17 protein-coding genes are annotated in these 14,909 nt (G+C 72.3%); 10 read left to right on the forward strand and 7 right to left on the reverse strand.

Annotated features, from left to right (window positions below; all coding sequences use genetic code 11):
• Nucleotides 1–13: 13 nt before the first annotated feature.
• Nucleotides 14–733, reverse strand: a complete 720-nt coding sequence (gene npdG, locus CEB94_RS12055) for an NADPH-dependent F420 reductase (protein WP_175432212.1) — start codon at nucleotides 731–733, stop codon at nucleotides 14–16.
• Between the two features lie 151 nt (nucleotides 734–884).
• Here npdG and CEB94_RS12060 point away from each other — a divergent pair, with 151 nt between their 5' ends.
• A complete protein-coding gene (locus tag CEB94_RS12060; protein ID WP_175432213.1) occupies nucleotides 885–1,487 on the forward strand; it encodes a hypothetical protein in 603 nt (200 codons plus the stop codon).
• 82 nt (nucleotides 1,488–1,569) lie between these two features.
• On the opposite strand, the gene CEB94_RS12065 is transcribed toward CEB94_RS12060, so the two are convergent.
• A complete protein-coding gene (locus CEB94_RS12065) occupies nucleotides 1,570–1,803 on the reverse strand; it encodes a hypothetical protein (protein WP_175432214.1) in 234 nt (77 codons plus the stop codon).
• A gap of 58 nt (nucleotides 1,804–1,861) precedes the next feature.
• Between CEB94_RS12065 and map the strand changes: the two genes are divergently transcribed.
• On the forward strand, nucleotides 1,862–2,719 hold the full coding sequence (gene map / locus CEB94_RS12070) for a type I methionyl aminopeptidase (RefSeq protein WP_175432215.1): 858 nt from the start codon (nucleotides 1,862–1,864) through the stop codon (nucleotides 2,717–2,719).
• A 244-nt stretch (nucleotides 2,720–2,963) separates the two neighbouring features.
• Nucleotides 2,964–3,611 carry a biliverdin-producing heme oxygenase gene (locus CEB94_RS12075; RefSeq protein WP_175432216.1) on the forward strand — a complete coding sequence of 216 codons (648 nt, stop codon included), beginning with the start codon at nucleotides 2,964–2,966 and terminating at the stop codon, nucleotides 3,609–3,611.
• 70 nt (nucleotides 3,612–3,681) lie between these two features.
• On the opposite strand, the gene CEB94_RS12080 is transcribed toward CEB94_RS12075, so the two are convergent.
• Complete coding sequence (locus CEB94_RS12080) at nucleotides 3,682–3,900, reverse strand: hypothetical protein (protein WP_175432217.1); 219 nt, start codon at nucleotides 3,898–3,900, stop codon at nucleotides 3,682–3,684.
• A 76-nt stretch (nucleotides 3,901–3,976) separates the two neighbouring features.
• Nucleotides 3,977–4,621: a PhzF family phenazine biosynthesis protein gene (locus CEB94_RS12085; protein ID WP_175432218.1), complete on the reverse strand. Its 645-nt coding sequence runs from the start codon at nucleotides 4,619–4,621 to the stop codon at nucleotides 3,977–3,979.
• A 163-nt stretch (nucleotides 4,622–4,784) separates the two neighbouring features.
• On the opposite strand from CEB94_RS12085, the gene efeO reads away from it, so the two are divergent.
• The 4 genes from efeO to CEB94_RS12105 all read left to right on the forward strand — a co-directional run bounded on the left by efeO (nucleotide 4,785) and on the right by CEB94_RS12105 (nucleotide 9,376).
• Entirely contained in the window at nucleotides 4,785–5,933 is a 1,149-nt protein-coding gene (gene efeO / locus CEB94_RS12090; RefSeq protein WP_175432219.1) for an iron uptake system protein EfeO, read from the forward strand.
• 2 nt (nucleotides 5,934–5,935) lie between these two features.
• Complete coding sequence (efeB, locus tag CEB94_RS12095) at nucleotides 5,936–7,171, forward strand: iron uptake transporter deferrochelatase/peroxidase subunit (protein WP_175432220.1); 1,236 nt, start codon at nucleotides 5,936–5,938, stop codon at nucleotides 7,169–7,171.
• Nucleotides 7,172–7,175: 4 nt separating this feature from the next.
• Nucleotides 7,176–8,009: an iron uptake transporter permease EfeU gene (gene efeU / locus CEB94_RS12100; RefSeq protein WP_175432221.1), complete on the forward strand. Its 834-nt coding sequence runs from the start codon at nucleotides 7,176–7,178 to the stop codon at nucleotides 8,007–8,009.
• Nucleotides 8,010–8,383: 374 nt separating this feature from the next.
• Entirely contained in the window at nucleotides 8,384–9,376 is a 993-nt protein-coding gene (locus CEB94_RS12105) for an SCO2278 family lipoprotein (RefSeq protein WP_175432222.1), read from the forward strand.
• A 47-nt stretch (nucleotides 9,377–9,423) separates the two neighbouring features.
• On the opposite strand, the gene CEB94_RS12110 is transcribed toward CEB94_RS12105, so the two are convergent.
• Entirely contained in the window at nucleotides 9,424–10,164 is a 741-nt protein-coding gene (locus tag CEB94_RS12110; RefSeq protein ID WP_175432223.1) for a bifunctional DNA primase/polymerase, read from the reverse strand.
• 207 nt (nucleotides 10,165–10,371) lie between these two features.
• Here CEB94_RS12110 and CEB94_RS12115 point away from each other — a divergent pair, with 207 nt between their 5' ends.
• A complete protein-coding gene (locus CEB94_RS12115; protein WP_175432224.1) occupies nucleotides 10,372–11,229 on the forward strand; it encodes a glycerophosphodiester phosphodiesterase in 858 nt (285 codons plus the stop codon).
• Here the strand turns inward: CEB94_RS12115 and CEB94_RS12120 are convergent.
• Nucleotides 11,208–11,849, reverse strand: coding sequence for a TetR/AcrR family transcriptional regulator (locus tag CEB94_RS12120; protein ID WP_175432225.1), 642 nt, complete (start codon nucleotides 11,847–11,849; stop codon nucleotides 11,208–11,210). The genes CEB94_RS12115 and CEB94_RS12120 overlap by 22 nt on opposite strands.
• A gap of 105 nt (nucleotides 11,850–11,954) precedes the next feature.
• Between CEB94_RS12120 and CEB94_RS12125 the strand changes: the two genes are divergently transcribed.
• Together CEB94_RS12125 and CEB94_RS12130 are read left to right on the forward strand one after the other, a co-directional pair.
• Nucleotides 11,955–12,161 carry a DUF6243 family protein gene (locus CEB94_RS12125; RefSeq protein WP_175432226.1) on the forward strand — a complete coding sequence of 69 codons (207 nt, stop codon included), beginning with the start codon at nucleotides 11,955–11,957 and terminating at the stop codon, nucleotides 12,159–12,161.
• Nucleotides 12,162–12,293: 132 nt separating this feature from the next.
• Complete coding sequence (locus tag CEB94_RS12130; protein ID WP_175432227.1) at nucleotides 12,294–13,643, forward strand: S28 family serine protease; 1,350 nt, start codon at nucleotides 12,294–12,296, stop codon at nucleotides 13,641–13,643.
• A 1-nt stretch (nucleotide 13,644) separates the two neighbouring features.
• Here the strand turns inward: CEB94_RS12130 and CEB94_RS12135 are convergent, their stop codons facing one another.
• Complete coding sequence (locus CEB94_RS12135) at nucleotides 13,645–14,640, reverse strand: small ribosomal subunit Rsm22 family protein (RefSeq protein WP_175432228.1); 996 nt, start codon at nucleotides 14,638–14,640, stop codon at nucleotides 13,645–13,647.
• Between the last annotated feature and the right edge of the window lie 269 nt (nucleotides 14,641–14,909).

The raw sequence follows: 14,909 nt of genomic DNA on the forward strand, positions 1-14,909 counted from the left end.
GGACCTCACCGGCTCACACGTCGGTGACGCGGAGCCCCGCGTGCGCCTTGTACCGACGGTTCACGGAGATCAGGTTCGCCACCAGTGACTCCACCTGGTGGGCGTTGCGCAGCCGTCCGGCGAAGATGCCGCGCATGCCGGGGATGCGCCCGGCGAGGGCCTGCACGATCTCGACGTCGGCGCGGACCTCGCCGAGCACCATCACGTCGGTGTCGATCTCGTCGACCTGCGGGTCCTGGAGCAGCACGGCCGACAGGTGGTGGAAGGCGGCCGTGACCCGGGAGTCCGGCAGCAGGGCGGCGGCCTGCTCGGCGGCGCTGCCCTCCTCGGGCTTGAGGGCGTAGGCGCCCTTCTTGTCGAAGCCGAGCGGGTTCACGCAGTCGACGACGAGCTTGCCGGTCAGTTCCTCGCGCAGGGATTCGAGGGTCTTGCCGTGGCCGTCCCACGGCACGGCGACGATCACGACGTCGCTGCGGCGTGCGGTCTCGGCGTTGTCTGCGCCCTCGACGCCGTGGCCCAGCTCGTCCGCGGCGGCCCGGGCGCGGTCGGCCGCCCGCGAGCCGATGATCACCTTCTGGCCGGCCTTGGCGAGCCGGTAGGCCAGGCCCTTGCCCTGAGGCCCGGTTCCGCCGAGCACGCCGACCACGAGTCCGGAGACGTCGGGCAGGTCCCAGGGGTCCTTGGCGGGCGCCTTCTGGGCGTTGTCGGTGGCAGCACTGTCGGTAGAGGTCATGGCCCCGACTCTACGACCGTGCCACCGCCACCGAAGTCTCCGGTCCCGTACGTTCGACGGCGGTACGGGTGACCGGTCGGCCTACCCAGGCCGGGCTAACGCGTGGTGAACTCCGCGTCACGGGTGACCGTTTGGGGCAGGATGCGGTCACATGGATGCCGTACGGGTCGCGCTGCTGCGGGAAGTGCTCGCCGGGACGGAGTGGCTGGGCGCCACGCGCCGGTTCGCCGGGGCGCTGCGCGGCTCGGTGGTGTCGCACAGGGGCGGGCTGCTGCTCGTCGGCACGCCGGAGTTCGAGCCGTGGCATCTCGCCGCGCACCTGGTGGACGAGGCCGCCTGGTCGGGCACGCCGGAGCTGGCCCCGACGCTGGTACGGCACGACGCGCGCCCCTCGGATCCGGCTCATCTGGCGGTCGGTCTGGGCCGGCTGGAGGCGGCCCGGCGGGGCGAGACGCTGCTTGTGGTCGCTCCCGAGGGGCCCGCGGCGCCCCTCCTGGAGCGGGTGTCCGACGCGCGTCGGGCCGGCGCGACGGTCCTGGCCCTCGGCTCCGGACAGGGCGAGCTCCCGTCCCTGGCGCACGAGACCCTGGCCGTGCCCGACGGCTCGGAACTGGACCTCGACACGGTGCAGCACCTGGTCAGCGCGGCGGCCGGGGAGAACGCCGTGCCGGTCCCGCGGGGGCGGCGCCGCTTGCGGGACCGGGTGGCGCGACTGGCGGAGCACCTGACGGCACCGCCGCCGGCCCGCTGGTGACGTGCAGGCGTCCCGCCGTCCGCCGGGGCGCCCGGGCATCACACACGCCCTGGGCTGCGGTCGCCCAGGGCGTGCGTGGGGCTCAGTTCTCGTCGTCCCGGCTGCCCGCCGGGGCGTCGTGCCACTTGGGGTCGTTCTCCCACTGGAGGTTGCGCTCGCGGGCGGTCGCCATCGCGTGTTCGGCCTCCGTGCGGGTGGCGTACGGCCCGAACCGGTCCTTGTTGGGGCACTCGGGCCCCTCCTCGACCTTCTTGTGCTCCAGGCAGTAGTACCACTCACCCGGCTTGCCGACCGTCCGCTTCTTGAACAGGGCCATGACCAGCTCCTCTCGCCACCGACATGTTCCCCCGTGGCCGCTGGTTAGACTCGCTGGCATGTCTGGCCAGTCGCTGCTCGTTCCAGGGGAACTGTCCCCCACCCGTTCCGTGCCCGGAAACATCCGCCGCCCCGAGTATGTCGGCAAGCCCGCGCCGACGCCGTACACCGGACCGGAGGTGCAGACGCCCGAGACCGTCGAGGCGATGCGCGTGGCCGGCCGGATCGCGGCCCGGGCGATGGCGGAGGCCGCGAAGCTGATCACCCCCGGGGTGACCACGGACGAGCTGGACAGGGTCGCGCACGAGTACATGTGCGACCACGGCGCCTACCCCTCGACGCTGGGCTACCGCGGCTTCCCGAAGTCGCTGTGCACGAGCGTCAACGAGGTCATCTGCCACGGCATCCCGGACTCGACGGTGCTGCGCGACGGCGACATCGTCAACCTCGACGTGACGGCGTACATCGGCGGTGTGCACGGCGACAACAACGCCACGTACCTGGTGGGTGACGTGGACGAGCAGTCGCGGCTGCTGGTGGAGCGGACCCGGGAGTCCCTGGAGCGGGCGATCAAGGCGGTCAGGCCGGGCCGTCAGATCAACATCATCGGCCGGGTCATCGAGTCGTACGCCAAGCGCTTCGGTTACGGGGTGGTCCGGGACTTCACCGGGCACGGCATCAACTCGTCGTTCCACTCGGGCCTGATCATCCCGCACTACGACAGCCCGCACGCGACGACGGTCATCCAGCCCGGCATGACGTTCACGATCGAGCCGATGCTGACGCTCGGGACGCACGAGTACGACATGTGGGACGACGGCTGGACGGTCGTCACGAAGGACCGGAAGCGGACGGCCCAGTTCGAGCACACACTGGTGGTGACGGACTCGGGCGCGGAGATCCTCACGCTGCCGTAGCACCACCACCCGCACACCACCGCACGGCCCGCTCTCCCCGGAGGGCGGGCCGTTCCCTGTGAGGGGGCCCACCGGAGGCACCACCGCACCACGGAACCACCCGAACCACCCGAACCACCCGAACGACCCGAACGACCCGAACGACCCGAACGACCCGAACGACGGAACCACCCGAACGACCGGAACCACCCACAGGTATGTACCGACAGGTTTTTACCGACACGGCGTCGGGAAGTCACCGACCATGGAATCCTTCTCGACGCTCCTTCGGACCGCTTCCCGTGAGCAGCACGAGGAGGTCAGGGGCTCGACCTTCATCGGCGACCTGCTGGGGCACAGGCTGGGGGTCGACGCGTTCGCGCGCTACACGGAGCAGCTGTGGTTCGTGTACGGCGCACTGGAGTCCGGCGCCCGGCAGCTCGCCGCGGACCCGGTGGTGGGCCCCTTCGTCCGTCCGGAGCTGTTCCGCATGACGGCGCTGGAGCGGGACCTGGAGTATCTGCGCGGCCCCGGCTGGCGGACGACGGTCAGCGCACTGCCGGCCACCCTGGAGTACGCGGAACGGATCAGGGCGTGCGCCCGCACCTGGCCGGCCGGCTACATCGCCCACCACTACACCCGCTACCTGGGCGACCTCTCCGGCGGCCAGATCATCCGCGACACGGCTGAGAAGACGTGGGGTTTCCCGAAGAGGGGCGATGGGGTCCGCTTCTACGTCTTCGAGGAGATCCCCAACCCGGCCGCCTTCAAGCGGACTTACGCGCGGCTGCTGGACACGGTGCCCGGTGACGAGCTGGAGCGGCAGCGGATCGTGGCCGAGTGCAAGCGGGCGTACGGGCTGAACAACGGGATGTTCGAGGCGCTGGGCGAGGAATTCCCCCTGATGGCGTGAACGGGCGGGGCCCCTCGCACACGGCGAGGGGCCCCGGTTCCGGCTCGGGAGAGAGCCCGGCCTGTCGTGCTCAGATGTCGAACGGACCGTTGTGGCAGTCGGCCCCGCCCCACTCGATCTCGGCGGAGTACGGGGTGCACGCCACGTGGTGGTCGTTGCGGTACCCCGGGCCGTCGTCGTTGGCGGAGGCCGTCGCCGCACCGGTGGCGGACAGGGCGGCGGTGAGGGCGACGACGGCCAGAGCGGATCGAATGCGTATGAGGTTCCTCTCGCGGTGGTGCTCGGTCACGCCCAGAGGTCCCCGTTCACCACGGCGCACACACGCTGTTCCACCCGTACGGACGCGCTCCGCCCGGGTCAGCGGGTCAGCGTTCGAGGTGGACCCGGCCGCCGACCTCGGTCCATCCGCCCGGCTGGGGTGCCGTCAGGATCTGGGAGCCCGCGCCCTGGGTGATGTTGAGGGCCCGGCCCAGCCGGTCGGTGAGCAGCAGGGCCGCGGCCCCGGTCGCCTCGTCCTCGTCGATGCCGTCGTCCCGGCCGGGGAAGGCCCGGGCCCGGATCCGCCCGGCGGGTTCGTCCTCCCACGCCCAGGCGTACACCCAGTCCCCCGGCGGCGGCACGGCCAGGTCGTCGACCTCGGCGGAGCTGCCGTACTGCCGCAGGGTCCGTGGCGGCACCCACTCCGCCCGGGCCTCGATCCAGCAGAACTCCCCGTCCTGCCGGGCGCCGACCACCCCCGCGGGGGTGACGAGCTCGGGCACGTCGAGCAGCCAAGCCGTGCCCACGCAGGGATGCCCGGCGAAGGGCAGCCGCAGCGTCGGGGTGTAGATGTCGATCACTCCGCGCTCGGGATCGTCGACGAACACGGTCTCGCTGAACCCGATCTTCGCGGCGAACGCCTGCCGCTCACTCGGCTCAGGCATCTGGGAACCCTCACGCACGACCCCGAGCTCGTTGCCGTACCCACCGTTCGGCCCGCAGAAGACGCGGAGCACGTCGTAGTCAGTCACGAGGAGCATTCTCGCCGGTCAAGGGCACCGGCCGGGGACGCAGGGGTCGTGGTGCGACCTTTGACCTTCCCTTGACTCCACCATGGGAGCGATTTTGAGCCACTTAGGTGATCCTTATGTGGCTGTCTTAGGTGAGCCTCACCTTCTCTCTTCTGGAGCCCTCATGCGACCCGCCCGCCCCGCTTCCGTCGTCATCGCCGCCGCGGCGGCCCTGGCCGCCGTCACCGGCTGCACCGAGAAGAGCGACGCGAAGGACGGCGACCACGTGATCAACGTGACGGCGACGGACGACAAGTGCCAGGTGTCGAAGAAGGAGTTCCCGGCCGGGCACGTCGAGCTGGCCGTCGAGAACAAGGGCTCCAAGGTCACCGAGGTCTACGTCCTCTTCCCCGACGACCGCGTGGTCACCGAGCGGGAGAACATAGGCCCCGGCACCAAGCAGCGGGTCACCGCCGAGGTGAAGGCCGGCGACTACCAGATCGCCTGCAAGCCCGGCATGAAGGGCGACGGCATCCGCCAGGCCGTGAAGGCCACCGGCGGCAAGGCCGTCCAGCGCGACCCGCGCCTGGACAAGGCCGTCGCGGCCTACCGCGCCTACGTCCAGCAGCAGGCCGACGAGACGCTGCCGAAGGCCGAGACCTTCGCCAAGGCGGTCAAGTCCGGTGACCTCGAAGCCGCGAAGAAGGCGTACGCCCTCTCCCGCATCGGCTGGGAGCGCACCGAGCCGGTCGCCGAGTCGTTCGGCGACATCGACCCCAAGGTCGACGTCCGCGAGGACGGTCTGGAGGACGGCCAGGACCCCGCCACCGACTGGACGGGTTGGCACCGCCTGGAGAAGGCCCTCTGGCAGGACAAGAAGATCGGCACCCGCGAGAAGGACCTCGCCGACCTGCTGATCAAGGACCTGAAGGACTGGCAGAACCGGGTCGGCAAGGCCGAGATCACCCCCACCTCCATGGCCAACGGCGCCAAGGAACTCCTCGACGAGGTCGCCACCGGCAAGGTCACCGGCGAGGAGGAGCGCTACTCGCACACCGACCTGGTCGACTTCAAGGCCAACGTCGAAGGCGCGCAGAAGTCGTACGCCCTGCTGAAGCCGGTCGCGAAGGAGAACGACGCGGCCCTCGTCACCGAACTCGACGAGCAGTTCGCGGCCCTGGACAAGCTGCTCGACCGGTACCGCCCGAACCCGAGGTCGTACGACTTCACCTCCTACGACAAGGTCGGCAAGGCCGACCGCAAGGAGCTCTCGGACGCGGTCAACGCCTTGGCGGAGCCGCTGTCGAAGCTCGCCGCGGCCGTGGTGAAGTAGCGATGACGGACACCGGCTCCCCCTCCCCCAGCCGCCGTTCCCTGCTCGGCTGGGGCGGCGCGGGCCTGGCGATCGGCGCGGCAGCGGCAGGCGGCGCGGTGGCGATGGCCCGCACCGAGGACGACAGCGAACCGGCCGGCTCGGCGATCGCCTTCCACGGCCCGCGCCAGGCGGGCATCGCCACCCCGGTGCAGGACCGCCTGCACTTCGCCGCGTTCGACGTGACGACCGACGACCGGGACGCCTTCGTCCGGTTGCTGAAGGACTGGACGGCGGCCGCCCGGCGCATGACGGCCGGGCACGCCGTCGGCGAGGGCGCCTACGGCGGCCTGGCCGAGGCGCCCCCTGACGACACCGGCGAGGCGCTGGGCCTGAAGCCCTCCCGCCTGACCCTCACGATCGGCTTCGGCCCGTCCCTGTTCGAGAAGTTCGACCTCACGGACCGCCGCCCCGAGGCCCTGGTGGACCTGCCGAAGTTCGCGGGCGACAACCTCGACAAGAACCGCAGCGGCGGCGACCTGTGTATCCAGGCCTGCGCCGACGACCCCCAGGTCGCGGTCCACGCCGTGCGCAACCTGGCCCGCATCGGCTTCGGCAAGGTCGTCATCCGCTGGTCGCAGCTCGGCTTCGGCAAGACCTCCTCGACGACGCCCGAGGCCCAGACCCCGCGCAACCTCATGGGCTTCAAGGACGGTACGCGCAACATAGCGGGCACGGAGACGGACCGCCTGAAGAAGTTCGTCTGGGTGGACGGCAAGGACGGCCCGCCCTGGATGGAGGGCGGCTCCTACCTGGTCGCCCGCCGCATCCGCATGCACATCGAGACCTGGGACCGCACCTCGCTGCAGGAGCAGGAGGACATCTTCGGCCGCGACAAGGGCGAGGGCGCCCCGGTCGGCAAGGCCAAGGAGCGCGACGAGCCGTTCCTGAAGGCGATGAAGCCCGACGCTCACGTCCGGCTCGCGCACCCCGACACCAACCACGGGGCGACGATCCTGCGCCGCGGCTACTCCTTCACCGACGGCACGGACGGCCTCGGCCGCCTGGACGCGGGCCTGTTCTTCCTGGCCTACCAGCGCGACGTGCGCGAGGGCTTCATCCCGATCCAGCGCAGCCTGGCCGCGGACGCGCTCAACGAGTACATCCAGCACGTGGGTTCGGCGCTCTTCGCCATCCCGCCGGGCGTCCGCGACCAGGACGACTGGTGGGGCCGGACGCTGTTCTCCAAGGAGGCCTGAGCCCGTGTTCTCCAACTACCTGATCGGCCTGCGTGAGGGCCTGGAGGCGAGCCTCGTCGTCTGCATCCTCATCGCCTACCTGGTCAAGACGGACCGCAGGGACGCCCTGAAGCCGATCTGGACCGGCATAGCCGTCGCGATCGCCCTCGCACTCGGCTTCGGCTGCGCCCTCGAATTCGGCTCCCAGGAGCTGACGTTCCAGGCGCAGGAGGCACTCGGCGGCTCGCTGTCGATCCTCGCGGTGGGCCTGGTGACGTGGATGGTGTTCTGGATGCGCCGTACGGCCCGCCACCTCAAGTCGGAGCTGCACGGCAGGCTGGACGCGGCCCTCGCGATGGGCACGGGGGCGCTGGTCGCCACGGCCTTCCTCGCGGTGGGCCGGGAGGGCCTGGAAACAGCCCTGTTCGTCTGGGCGTCGATCCACGCGGCGAGCGACGGCACGCCCCGCCCCCTGCTCGGCGTCGCCCTCGGTCTCCTGACGGCGATCCTCCTGGGCTGGCTGTTCTACCGGGGCGCGCTGCGCATCAACCTGGCGAAGTTCTTCACGTGGACCGGCGGCATGCTGGTGGTCGTCGCGGCCGGCGTCCTGGCCTACGGCTTCCACGACCTCCAGGAGGCCGACTTCCTGCCCGGCCTCACCGACAAGGCCTTCGACATCTCCGGCACGATCCCTCCGGACAGCTGGTACGGCACGCTCCTCAAGGGCGTCTTCAACTTCCAGCCCGACCCCACCACCCTCCAAGTAGCGGTCTGGCTCCTGTACTTGATCCCGACCCTGGCCCTCTTCCTGGCCCCGGCCCGGACCGCTGTGAAGGCGCCGGTGCACGACAGGGCGTGACAACACACCGCCACTGACACTGAGGCCGGGTGGGCCCGCAACCCGGCGCAGCGGGGCGCCGCTGCGCCCACCCGTGCCGCCCTTAGCGGCACTCATGCCCGCAGCTGGGGCGGCCCGCACCCGCCGTCGTACGCAAGGGGACGTGTCGGGGGGTGTCCGCCCGCAGCTGGTTGGCGCGTCAACGGACAGTCAGTCGGCGTGAGACCCCATCGCGCCGTTCCGAGGACGGACACCCCCCGACACGGCCCCGACCCACCCCCGGCGATCAGGCGAAGGCGCGCACCCACCTCCACCCCACACCCCACACCCCCGGCCCAACCGCCGGAGGCACCCGGTAGGGTTCGCCTCCGGAAAGGGGAAGGTGAAGGTACCCGATGAGCAGGGATCGCGACCCTCGAACGCTCCGCAGGCCCGCCCGGAGCGCCCTCATAGCAACCTCGGCGACCGCTTTGTCGCTGACGGCCAGCGGATGCGTCGTCGTGCACGGCGAACGGGAGATCCTCCCGTCCACGACCCGCGCCGAAGCCGCCAAGGCCCTCCAGGAGTTCACGACCGCGTACAACGAGGCCGACAAGGCCTTCGACGGCACCCTGGACGCCGACCACACCACCGGCGCCCTCGCCGACATCGACGCGGCCCGCCTGAAGGCCGGGAAGGCGAACAACCCGGACGGCAACCCGAGCCACTCCCCGCTGAAGCTGACGGACGCGAAGTTCACCATCCCCAAGAAGGCCGGCTGGCCCCGCTGGTTCGTCGTCGACGCGGCCGGCAACAAGGGCGGCACCGCCCGCTGGCTGCTGGTGTTCACCCGCAGCAGCCTGGACGACCCGTTCCAGGTCGCGTACCTGACGCTCGTCGCGCCGGGCAAGGTCCCGCAGTTCAAGAGGGACGCCGACGGCTGGGCCGAGTCGGTCCCCGTCAACTCCACCGACCTGGCCACGGACCCCGGCGCCCTGAGCCGGACGTACGCGACGTACCTGAAGAGCGGCGGAGAGACCTTCGCGGACGGCGCCCACACCAGCCAGTGGCGTGCCCTGCGCCAGAAGAACTCCAAGAAGCCGGGCATGGTCACCCAGTACATCGACGAGCCGCTGACGAACGGCGACTACGCACCGCTGGGGCTGCGCACGGCGGACGGCGGGGCACTGGTCTTCTTCACCACACGCCACTACGAGAAGCAGACCGCCTACGCGGGCACGTCCGTCCCCGCCCCCAACAAGGACGTCCTCGCCCTGACGAAGGGCGAGATCAAGCAGTCCCTCACGATGGAGTTCGTCTCCAACGAGGTGGCGCTGGACCCCAAGGGCCAGGGCAAGGTGACGATCCTGGGCAGGATCCAGGGCCTGACCTCGGCGGAAGGCTCGTAGCCAGGCCCGCCCGCCCGCACGGCACAGTCGCCGACAGGCCTCAGCGCTCAGCGCCGCAGCGGCCAGCTGGCCCCGGCGGCGTGGTCCGCGTCGTCCTCACCGACGTAGCGCCCGCAGACCTCCGTGAGCACCTCCAGCAGGCTCAGCGGATCCGGCAGCGCGTGCTCCGGCCCGCGCACCCACCGCACCGTCTGGTCGTCACCGGGCAGCCGCGCCGGCGGTACGAGGACGTAGGAGCCCCGGCAGTGCCAGCGCAGCCCGGGGTGCTCGTCCACGGTCTCGGGGTGGCAGTCCAGCTCGCACGGCCACCACTCGTCCTCGTCCTCGGGCGTACCGCGGGTGAGCGTGAAGAAGAGGATGCGGCCGTCGTCGCTCTCGGCGACCGGCCCGACCTCGACACCGGCGGCGAGCAGCCGCTCCAACGCCTCGCGACCGGCATCGAGGGGCACGTCGAGGACGTCGTGCACCATGCCGGTCGCGGTGATGAAGTTGGCCTGCGGCTGATGGCGGGCCCAGCGCTCGATCTGGGCGCCGTCGGTGGTGGACTGCGTCTGCCAGGCGAAGGACACCGGATGCCGGGCGGGGGTGGGACAGCCGACCCGGTCGCAGGAGCAGCGGTACCCGGCCGGGTGCGCGGCGGGCGCGAGGGGCAGTCCCGCGCCGGCGGCGGCGAGCAGCAGGGCCTCACGGCCGCCGTCCCCGGCGGTCTCCTTCGGCCGGCGCCCGGCGCGCAGCCACTGGGTGAGTTTGCCCCGCAGGCCGGTCCGGCCGCCGAACTCCGCGCTCATCTATCCCCTCGCCTCGCCGTCGTGCGCAACAGCATGCCTCATGGTCCCATCTTCGCGCGCACCGGGGGGCCAGTGCCCACATCCGGGACAGGAGGGACGCAACGTACACCGGGCACCCGACGGGAGAGAAGCGGCGAGCCCCGCTCTGCCCCATGATCGGGTGTCATTGCCCGCTTTGCCATGACATGGCGCCCTACCGTGGTCGCCATGGTCACTTGGATCGCGCTGACGGGTCTGGCCTCCGTGGCTTCCGTGGTCTCGCTGACCCTCACGGGACCCGGCGGCCGTGCCCCGGCCCCGCTGGAGTGGGGGGCGGGTCCGCTGACCGTGGCGGCCCTGCCCCGGATCACGTACGTCGCGCACCGCGGCGGAGCCCGCGAGGTCCCCGAGAACAGCATGGCGGGGCTGGTGGCCGCCTACGAGCGCGGGACGGCGCAGGTGCTGGACTTCGACACGCGGCTGCTGCGCGACGGCACGCCGGTGGTGTTCCACGACGAGACCCTGAACCGCACCACGTACCTGGGCGGCGAGGTGCGCGGCCTGGACGCCCGGGAGTGGCAGGGCGTACGGCTGCGCCCGAAGGACAGGCTCCCCGGGAGCTGGCGGTCGGAGCGGCCGCCGACGGTCGCCGAGGTGCTGGATCGTTTCGGCGGGCGGATCGTGCTGATGCTGGAGGCGAAGGACCCGCGGAGCCTGGACCGGCTGGCCGCGCTGATCCGGGCCCGCGGCCTGACCCGCTCGGTGTTCGTGAACTCCAACGACCCCGAGGTGGCCCGGCGTGTCCACCGCCTCGGGCTGCTCGCGCAGTTGTGGCGCTCGGCGGAGCAACTGCGCACGGACCGCCCGGAGCGCTGGCGGTCGTACGTGGACCTGCTGGACGTGGACCACCGGGCGCGCGACGCGGATCTGGTGCGGGCGGTGAACTCGGGGATCGCGCGGGTGTGGGCGCACACCGTGGTCACGGACGCGCAGCGGGACCGGGTGCTGGCGCTGGGCTGCTCCGGTGTGATCACGGACGCGCCGGGGCGGCTGGCCCGGGCCGCTCAGCGCGGGGCCAGGCCGTGAAGGGCGTAGTCGACGAGGGTGTCGGTGTACTCGTGGGAGATCGGGCCCGTGTGCTGGAGCCAGCGCTGGGCGAGCGGGGAGATGAAGAACTCCAGGGCGATGCGCGGGTCGATCTCGGGCCGCATCTGGCCGGCCTCCTGTGCGGCGCGCAGCCGGCCGACGTAGAGGTCGAGTGAGGGCTGCATCAGCTTGGCCACGAGTTCGCGCCCGAGCTGCTCGTTGACGACGCCCTCGGCGGCCAGCGCGCGGGACGGCACGTCGAACCTGGGGTCGCACATCTGGTCGACGGTGGCGCGCAGGACCGCCTTGACATCGGCGGCGAGGTCGCCGGTGTCCGGGAAGACGTAGGGCTCCGGTCCGGCCTCCCGCATGGACTGCTCGGCCAGGTCGAGGAACGCCTCCATCAGGACGTCCGCCTTGGACGACCACCATCGGTAGATCGTCTGCTTGCCGACACCGGCGCGGGCGGCGATGCCCTCGATGGTGGTCTTCGGGTAGCCGACCTCCACGACGAGCGCGAGGGCGGCGTCGTAGATGGCGCGGCGGGACTTCTCGCTGCGCCGGGTGGAGTCGGGGGCGGGCTTGCCGGGGGCGGGCTGGGCGGACTTTTGGACGGCCATGGGTCGAATTTATCAGGTTGACAAGACGGAGCGTCTCGCGGAAAGTGGAGCCCGTGAACGAGACGAACCGTCTCGTCGCGAAAAGGAGACAGGGAAGGAACCGAGATGACCCGAGGCGGAGCCGGAAACATGCTGGGTGTCGGCGGATCGCGCAAGAACCTCGGCCGCAGGGCACTGCGCGGCGGCGGCCGGGGCGACCGGATCGGCGGCGGTCTCGACCCGCGGGCCCACAAGCGCGAACTGCTGCGCAAGCTCCAGGAGAAACGGCAGCAGGAAGCACCGGAGGAGGGCACGGCCGGCGAGGCGTCGTGAGCCTCCCCCGTGCGAGGGAGAGCGGACCCCCGCGCGCGGGATCCTCCCGGGCTGTCCGGCGGATGTACTGAGGCGGTCGCGGCTTGCGACCGGCGGACCTTCGCCCCACGGACACCCGGGAGGACTCGGCTCATGACCGCATGGACCAGACGACGGCTGCTCACCTCGGCGGCCACGGCCGTCACGGCGGCGGGCCTCGCCACCACGGCGGCCCCGCCCGCCCGGGCGGCGGCCGCGACGGCCACGGCGCCGGGGGACGTCGACGTGGCCGACGCCTTACGAGCCCTGCCCGGACTGCGCCTGATCGAGGAGCGGCAGGACGCCGAGCCGGGGTACCGGCACTTCGTCCTGGGCCTGCGCCAGCCGGTCGACCACACGAACCCCGCCGCAGGCACCTTCGAACAGCGCCTCACCCTGCTCCACACCGCCGCCGAGCGTCCCACCGTGCTGTTCAGCACGGGCTACCACGCGGTCCTCACCCCACGGCGGACCGAACCGGCGGTCCTGCTCGGCGCCAACCAACTCCAGGTCGAACACCGCTACTTCGGCGCCTCACGCCCCGCGGACCCCGGCTACGCCCACCTCACCATCCGCCAGGCCGCCGACGACCACCACCGCGTCGTCCGGCTCTTCCGCCGGCTCTACCCCGGCGCCTGGATCTCCACCGGCGGCAGCAAGGGCGGCATGACGAGCGTCTACCACCGCCGTTTCCATCCCCATGACGTGGCCGGCACGGTGGTCTACTCGGCCCCGAACAACGTCGACGACCGCGACGACTCGGCGTACCTCCGTTTCCTGGAGACGGTCGGCACTCCCGCCGCCCGCGAGTCCCTCGAGGCGGCCCAACGGGCGATCCTGCTGCGCCGGGCCGACCTGGCCGCCCGCTACGAGGCCTGGGCGGCCGCCACCGGCGACACCTTCCGGCTCGTCGGCAGTGCCGACAAGGCACTCGAAATCGCCGTCCTGCGCGTGCCGTTCATGTTCTGGCAGCGCGGCACACCGGCCGACGTCGCCGCGATCCCCGGTCCGGGGGCGACGGCCGGCGAGCTGTACACCTGGCTGGACGACACGGCGGGCCTGGCGCTGTACGCCGACACGACCGCCCGGAACTACGTCCCGTACTGGTACCAGATCGGCACCCAGCTGGGGTACAGCAGCTTCCCCACAGCCCACCTCGCGGACCTGCTCCGCCACCCGGGCGCAGCCGAGCCGCGCAGTTTCGTCCCCCGGGACATCCCCCTGCGCTTCGACCGGGCCGCCATGCCCGACATCGACCGCTGGGTCCGGCGGCACGGCAGCAGGCTGCTGTTCCTCTACGGCACCCAGGACCCGGCGGTGGCCGAGCACTTCCGCCCCGGGGGCCCGGACTCACGGGTGCTGTGGGTGCCGGGCGGCAACCACGGCGCCGACCTCGCGGACCTGCCCCCCGCCGACCGGACGTCGGCGGAGGACACGCTGGTCCGCTGGGCGGGCCGGAGGTAGCTCACACGGCGGGGCCGGAGGGCGGCCAGGTGTCTCCCCAGTCGGCGTCCCGTGCGGCCTTGTAGAGGTCGCCGTGGCGTTTGGTGACGGTGGCGCGGCGCAGGGACGGTTCGCTCTCGCACAGGTCCAGGAGCACTTGGCCCTTGCGGATCTGGGGGCGCCGGACGACGCGGGAGGGTGCCGGTTCGACGGGGAAGCGGGCGGCGGCGACGTAGGCGAACTTCTCGTCCTCGTAGGCGAGGGACCCGCCCTTGACCTGGCGGTGCAGGGAGGAGCGGCTGACCCGGGCGGAGAAGTGGCACCAGTCCGTGCCGGGCTCGATGGGGCAGGCGGCGCTGTGCGGGCAGGGGGCGGCGATCCGGAAGCCGGCGGTGATCAGCCGGTCGCGGGCCTCGATGAGACGGGCGTAGCCGTCGGGGGTGCCGGGTTCGACGATCACGACGGCCTGGGCGGCGTCCGCGGCGGCGTCGACCAGGGCGGTGCGGTCGGCGGCGGTCAGCTCGTTGAGGACGTAGGAGACGGTGACGAGATCCGTGCTCTCGAGGGTGAGCGCCGCTCCGATCCGGGAGCGCTGCCAGCGTACGTCCCTCAGCTCCGGGTTGGCCGCGGCGATCTCGCGCCCCAGGGCGAGCGCGGGCTCGGCCCAGTCGAGCACGGTGACGGGCCGCTCCCCGCCCCAGACCGCGCTCACGGCCCAGGCCGCGGCGCCCGTGCCCCCGCCGAGGTCGGTGTGCCCGCCCGGCACCCACCGGGGCGCGGCGTCCGCGAACGCCTCCAGCGCGGAGCGCACGGCCTCGAAGGTCGCGGGCATCCGGTAGGCGGCGTAGGCCGCCACGTCGGCCCTGTCCCGGAGGATGGGAGCGTCGGTCGGGGTGGCCCCCCGGTAGCTGGCGATCAGCCGCTCGACCGCCTGCGAGGCCTGCCGGGGCGGCAGCCCGTCGAGCAGACCGGCGAGGGCGGCGCGGAGGTTTTCGGCCGGGGGTGCGGGGGCGTTCACCCGGTGATTCTACGAGGCGGGCGGGGGCGGGCGCGGCGTCACCCAGGCGGCCCCAGCGGCCGGGGGCGGACGAGGCGGGCGGGGGCGCGCGCGGCAGCCGAGGGCGGGCGCGACGGACGGCGGCGGGCGCGGCGTCGCCCAGGGCGGCCCCCGCGGCCGGGGGTGGGGGCGGCAGCCAGGGGCCGGGGCGGCAGCCAGGGGCGGGCGCGGCGTCACCCAGGGCGGCCCCCGCAGCCGGGGGCGACCCCCGCCCCCGGCTCCCCGACCAC

Origin of the sequence: Streptomyces hawaiiensis (assembly GCF_004803895.1) — a bacterium.
GTDB classification, from domain to species: domain Bacteria; phylum Actinomycetota; class Actinomycetes; order Streptomycetales; family Streptomycetaceae; genus Streptomyces; species Streptomyces hawaiiensis.

Coding starts and splice junctions, on each gene's coding strand:
- efeB (WP_175432220.1), top strand. CDS start 5,936: ATGACGGACACCGGCTCCCCCTCCCCCAGCCGCCGTTCCCTGCTCGGC.
- CEB94_RS12120 (WP_175432225.1), bottom strand. CDS start 11,849: ATGGCCGTCCAAAAGTCCGCCCAGCCCGCCCCCGGCAAGCCCGCCCCC.
- CEB94_RS12130 (WP_175432227.1), top strand. CDS start 12,294: ATGACCGCATGGACCAGACGACGGCTGCTCACCTCGGCGGCCACGGCC.
- npdG (WP_175432212.1), bottom strand. CDS start 733: ATGACCTCTACCGACAGTGCTGCCACCGACAACGCCCAGAAGGCGCCC.
- CEB94_RS12125 (WP_175432226.1), top strand. CDS start 11,955: ATGACCCGAGGCGGAGCCGGAAACATGCTGGGTGTCGGCGGATCGCGC.
- CEB94_RS12115 (WP_175432224.1), top strand. CDS start 10,372: ATGGTCACTTGGATCGCGCTGACGGGTCTGGCCTCCGTGGCTTCCGTG.
- map (WP_175432215.1), top strand. CDS start 1,862: ATGTCTGGCCAGTCGCTGCTCGTTCCAGGGGAACTGTCCCCCACCCGT.
- CEB94_RS12105 (WP_175432222.1), top strand. CDS start 8,384: ATGAGCAGGGATCGCGACCCTCGAACGCTCCGCAGGCCCGCCCGGAGC.
- CEB94_RS12060 (WP_175432213.1), top strand. CDS start 885: ATGGATGCCGTACGGGTCGCGCTGCTGCGGGAAGTGCTCGCCGGGACG.
- CEB94_RS12075 (WP_175432216.1), top strand. CDS start 2,964: ATGGAATCCTTCTCGACGCTCCTTCGGACCGCTTCCCGTGAGCAGCAC.
- CEB94_RS12065 (WP_175432214.1), bottom strand. CDS start 1,803: ATGGCCCTGTTCAAGAAGCGGACGGTCGGCAAGCCGGGTGAGTGGTAC.
- CEB94_RS12110 (WP_175432223.1), bottom strand. CDS start 10,164: ATGAGCGCGGAGTTCGGCGGCCGGACCGGCCTGCGGGGCAAACTCACC.
- efeO (WP_175432219.1), top strand. CDS start 4,785: ATGCGACCCGCCCGCCCCGCTTCCGTCGTCATCGCCGCCGCGGCGGCC.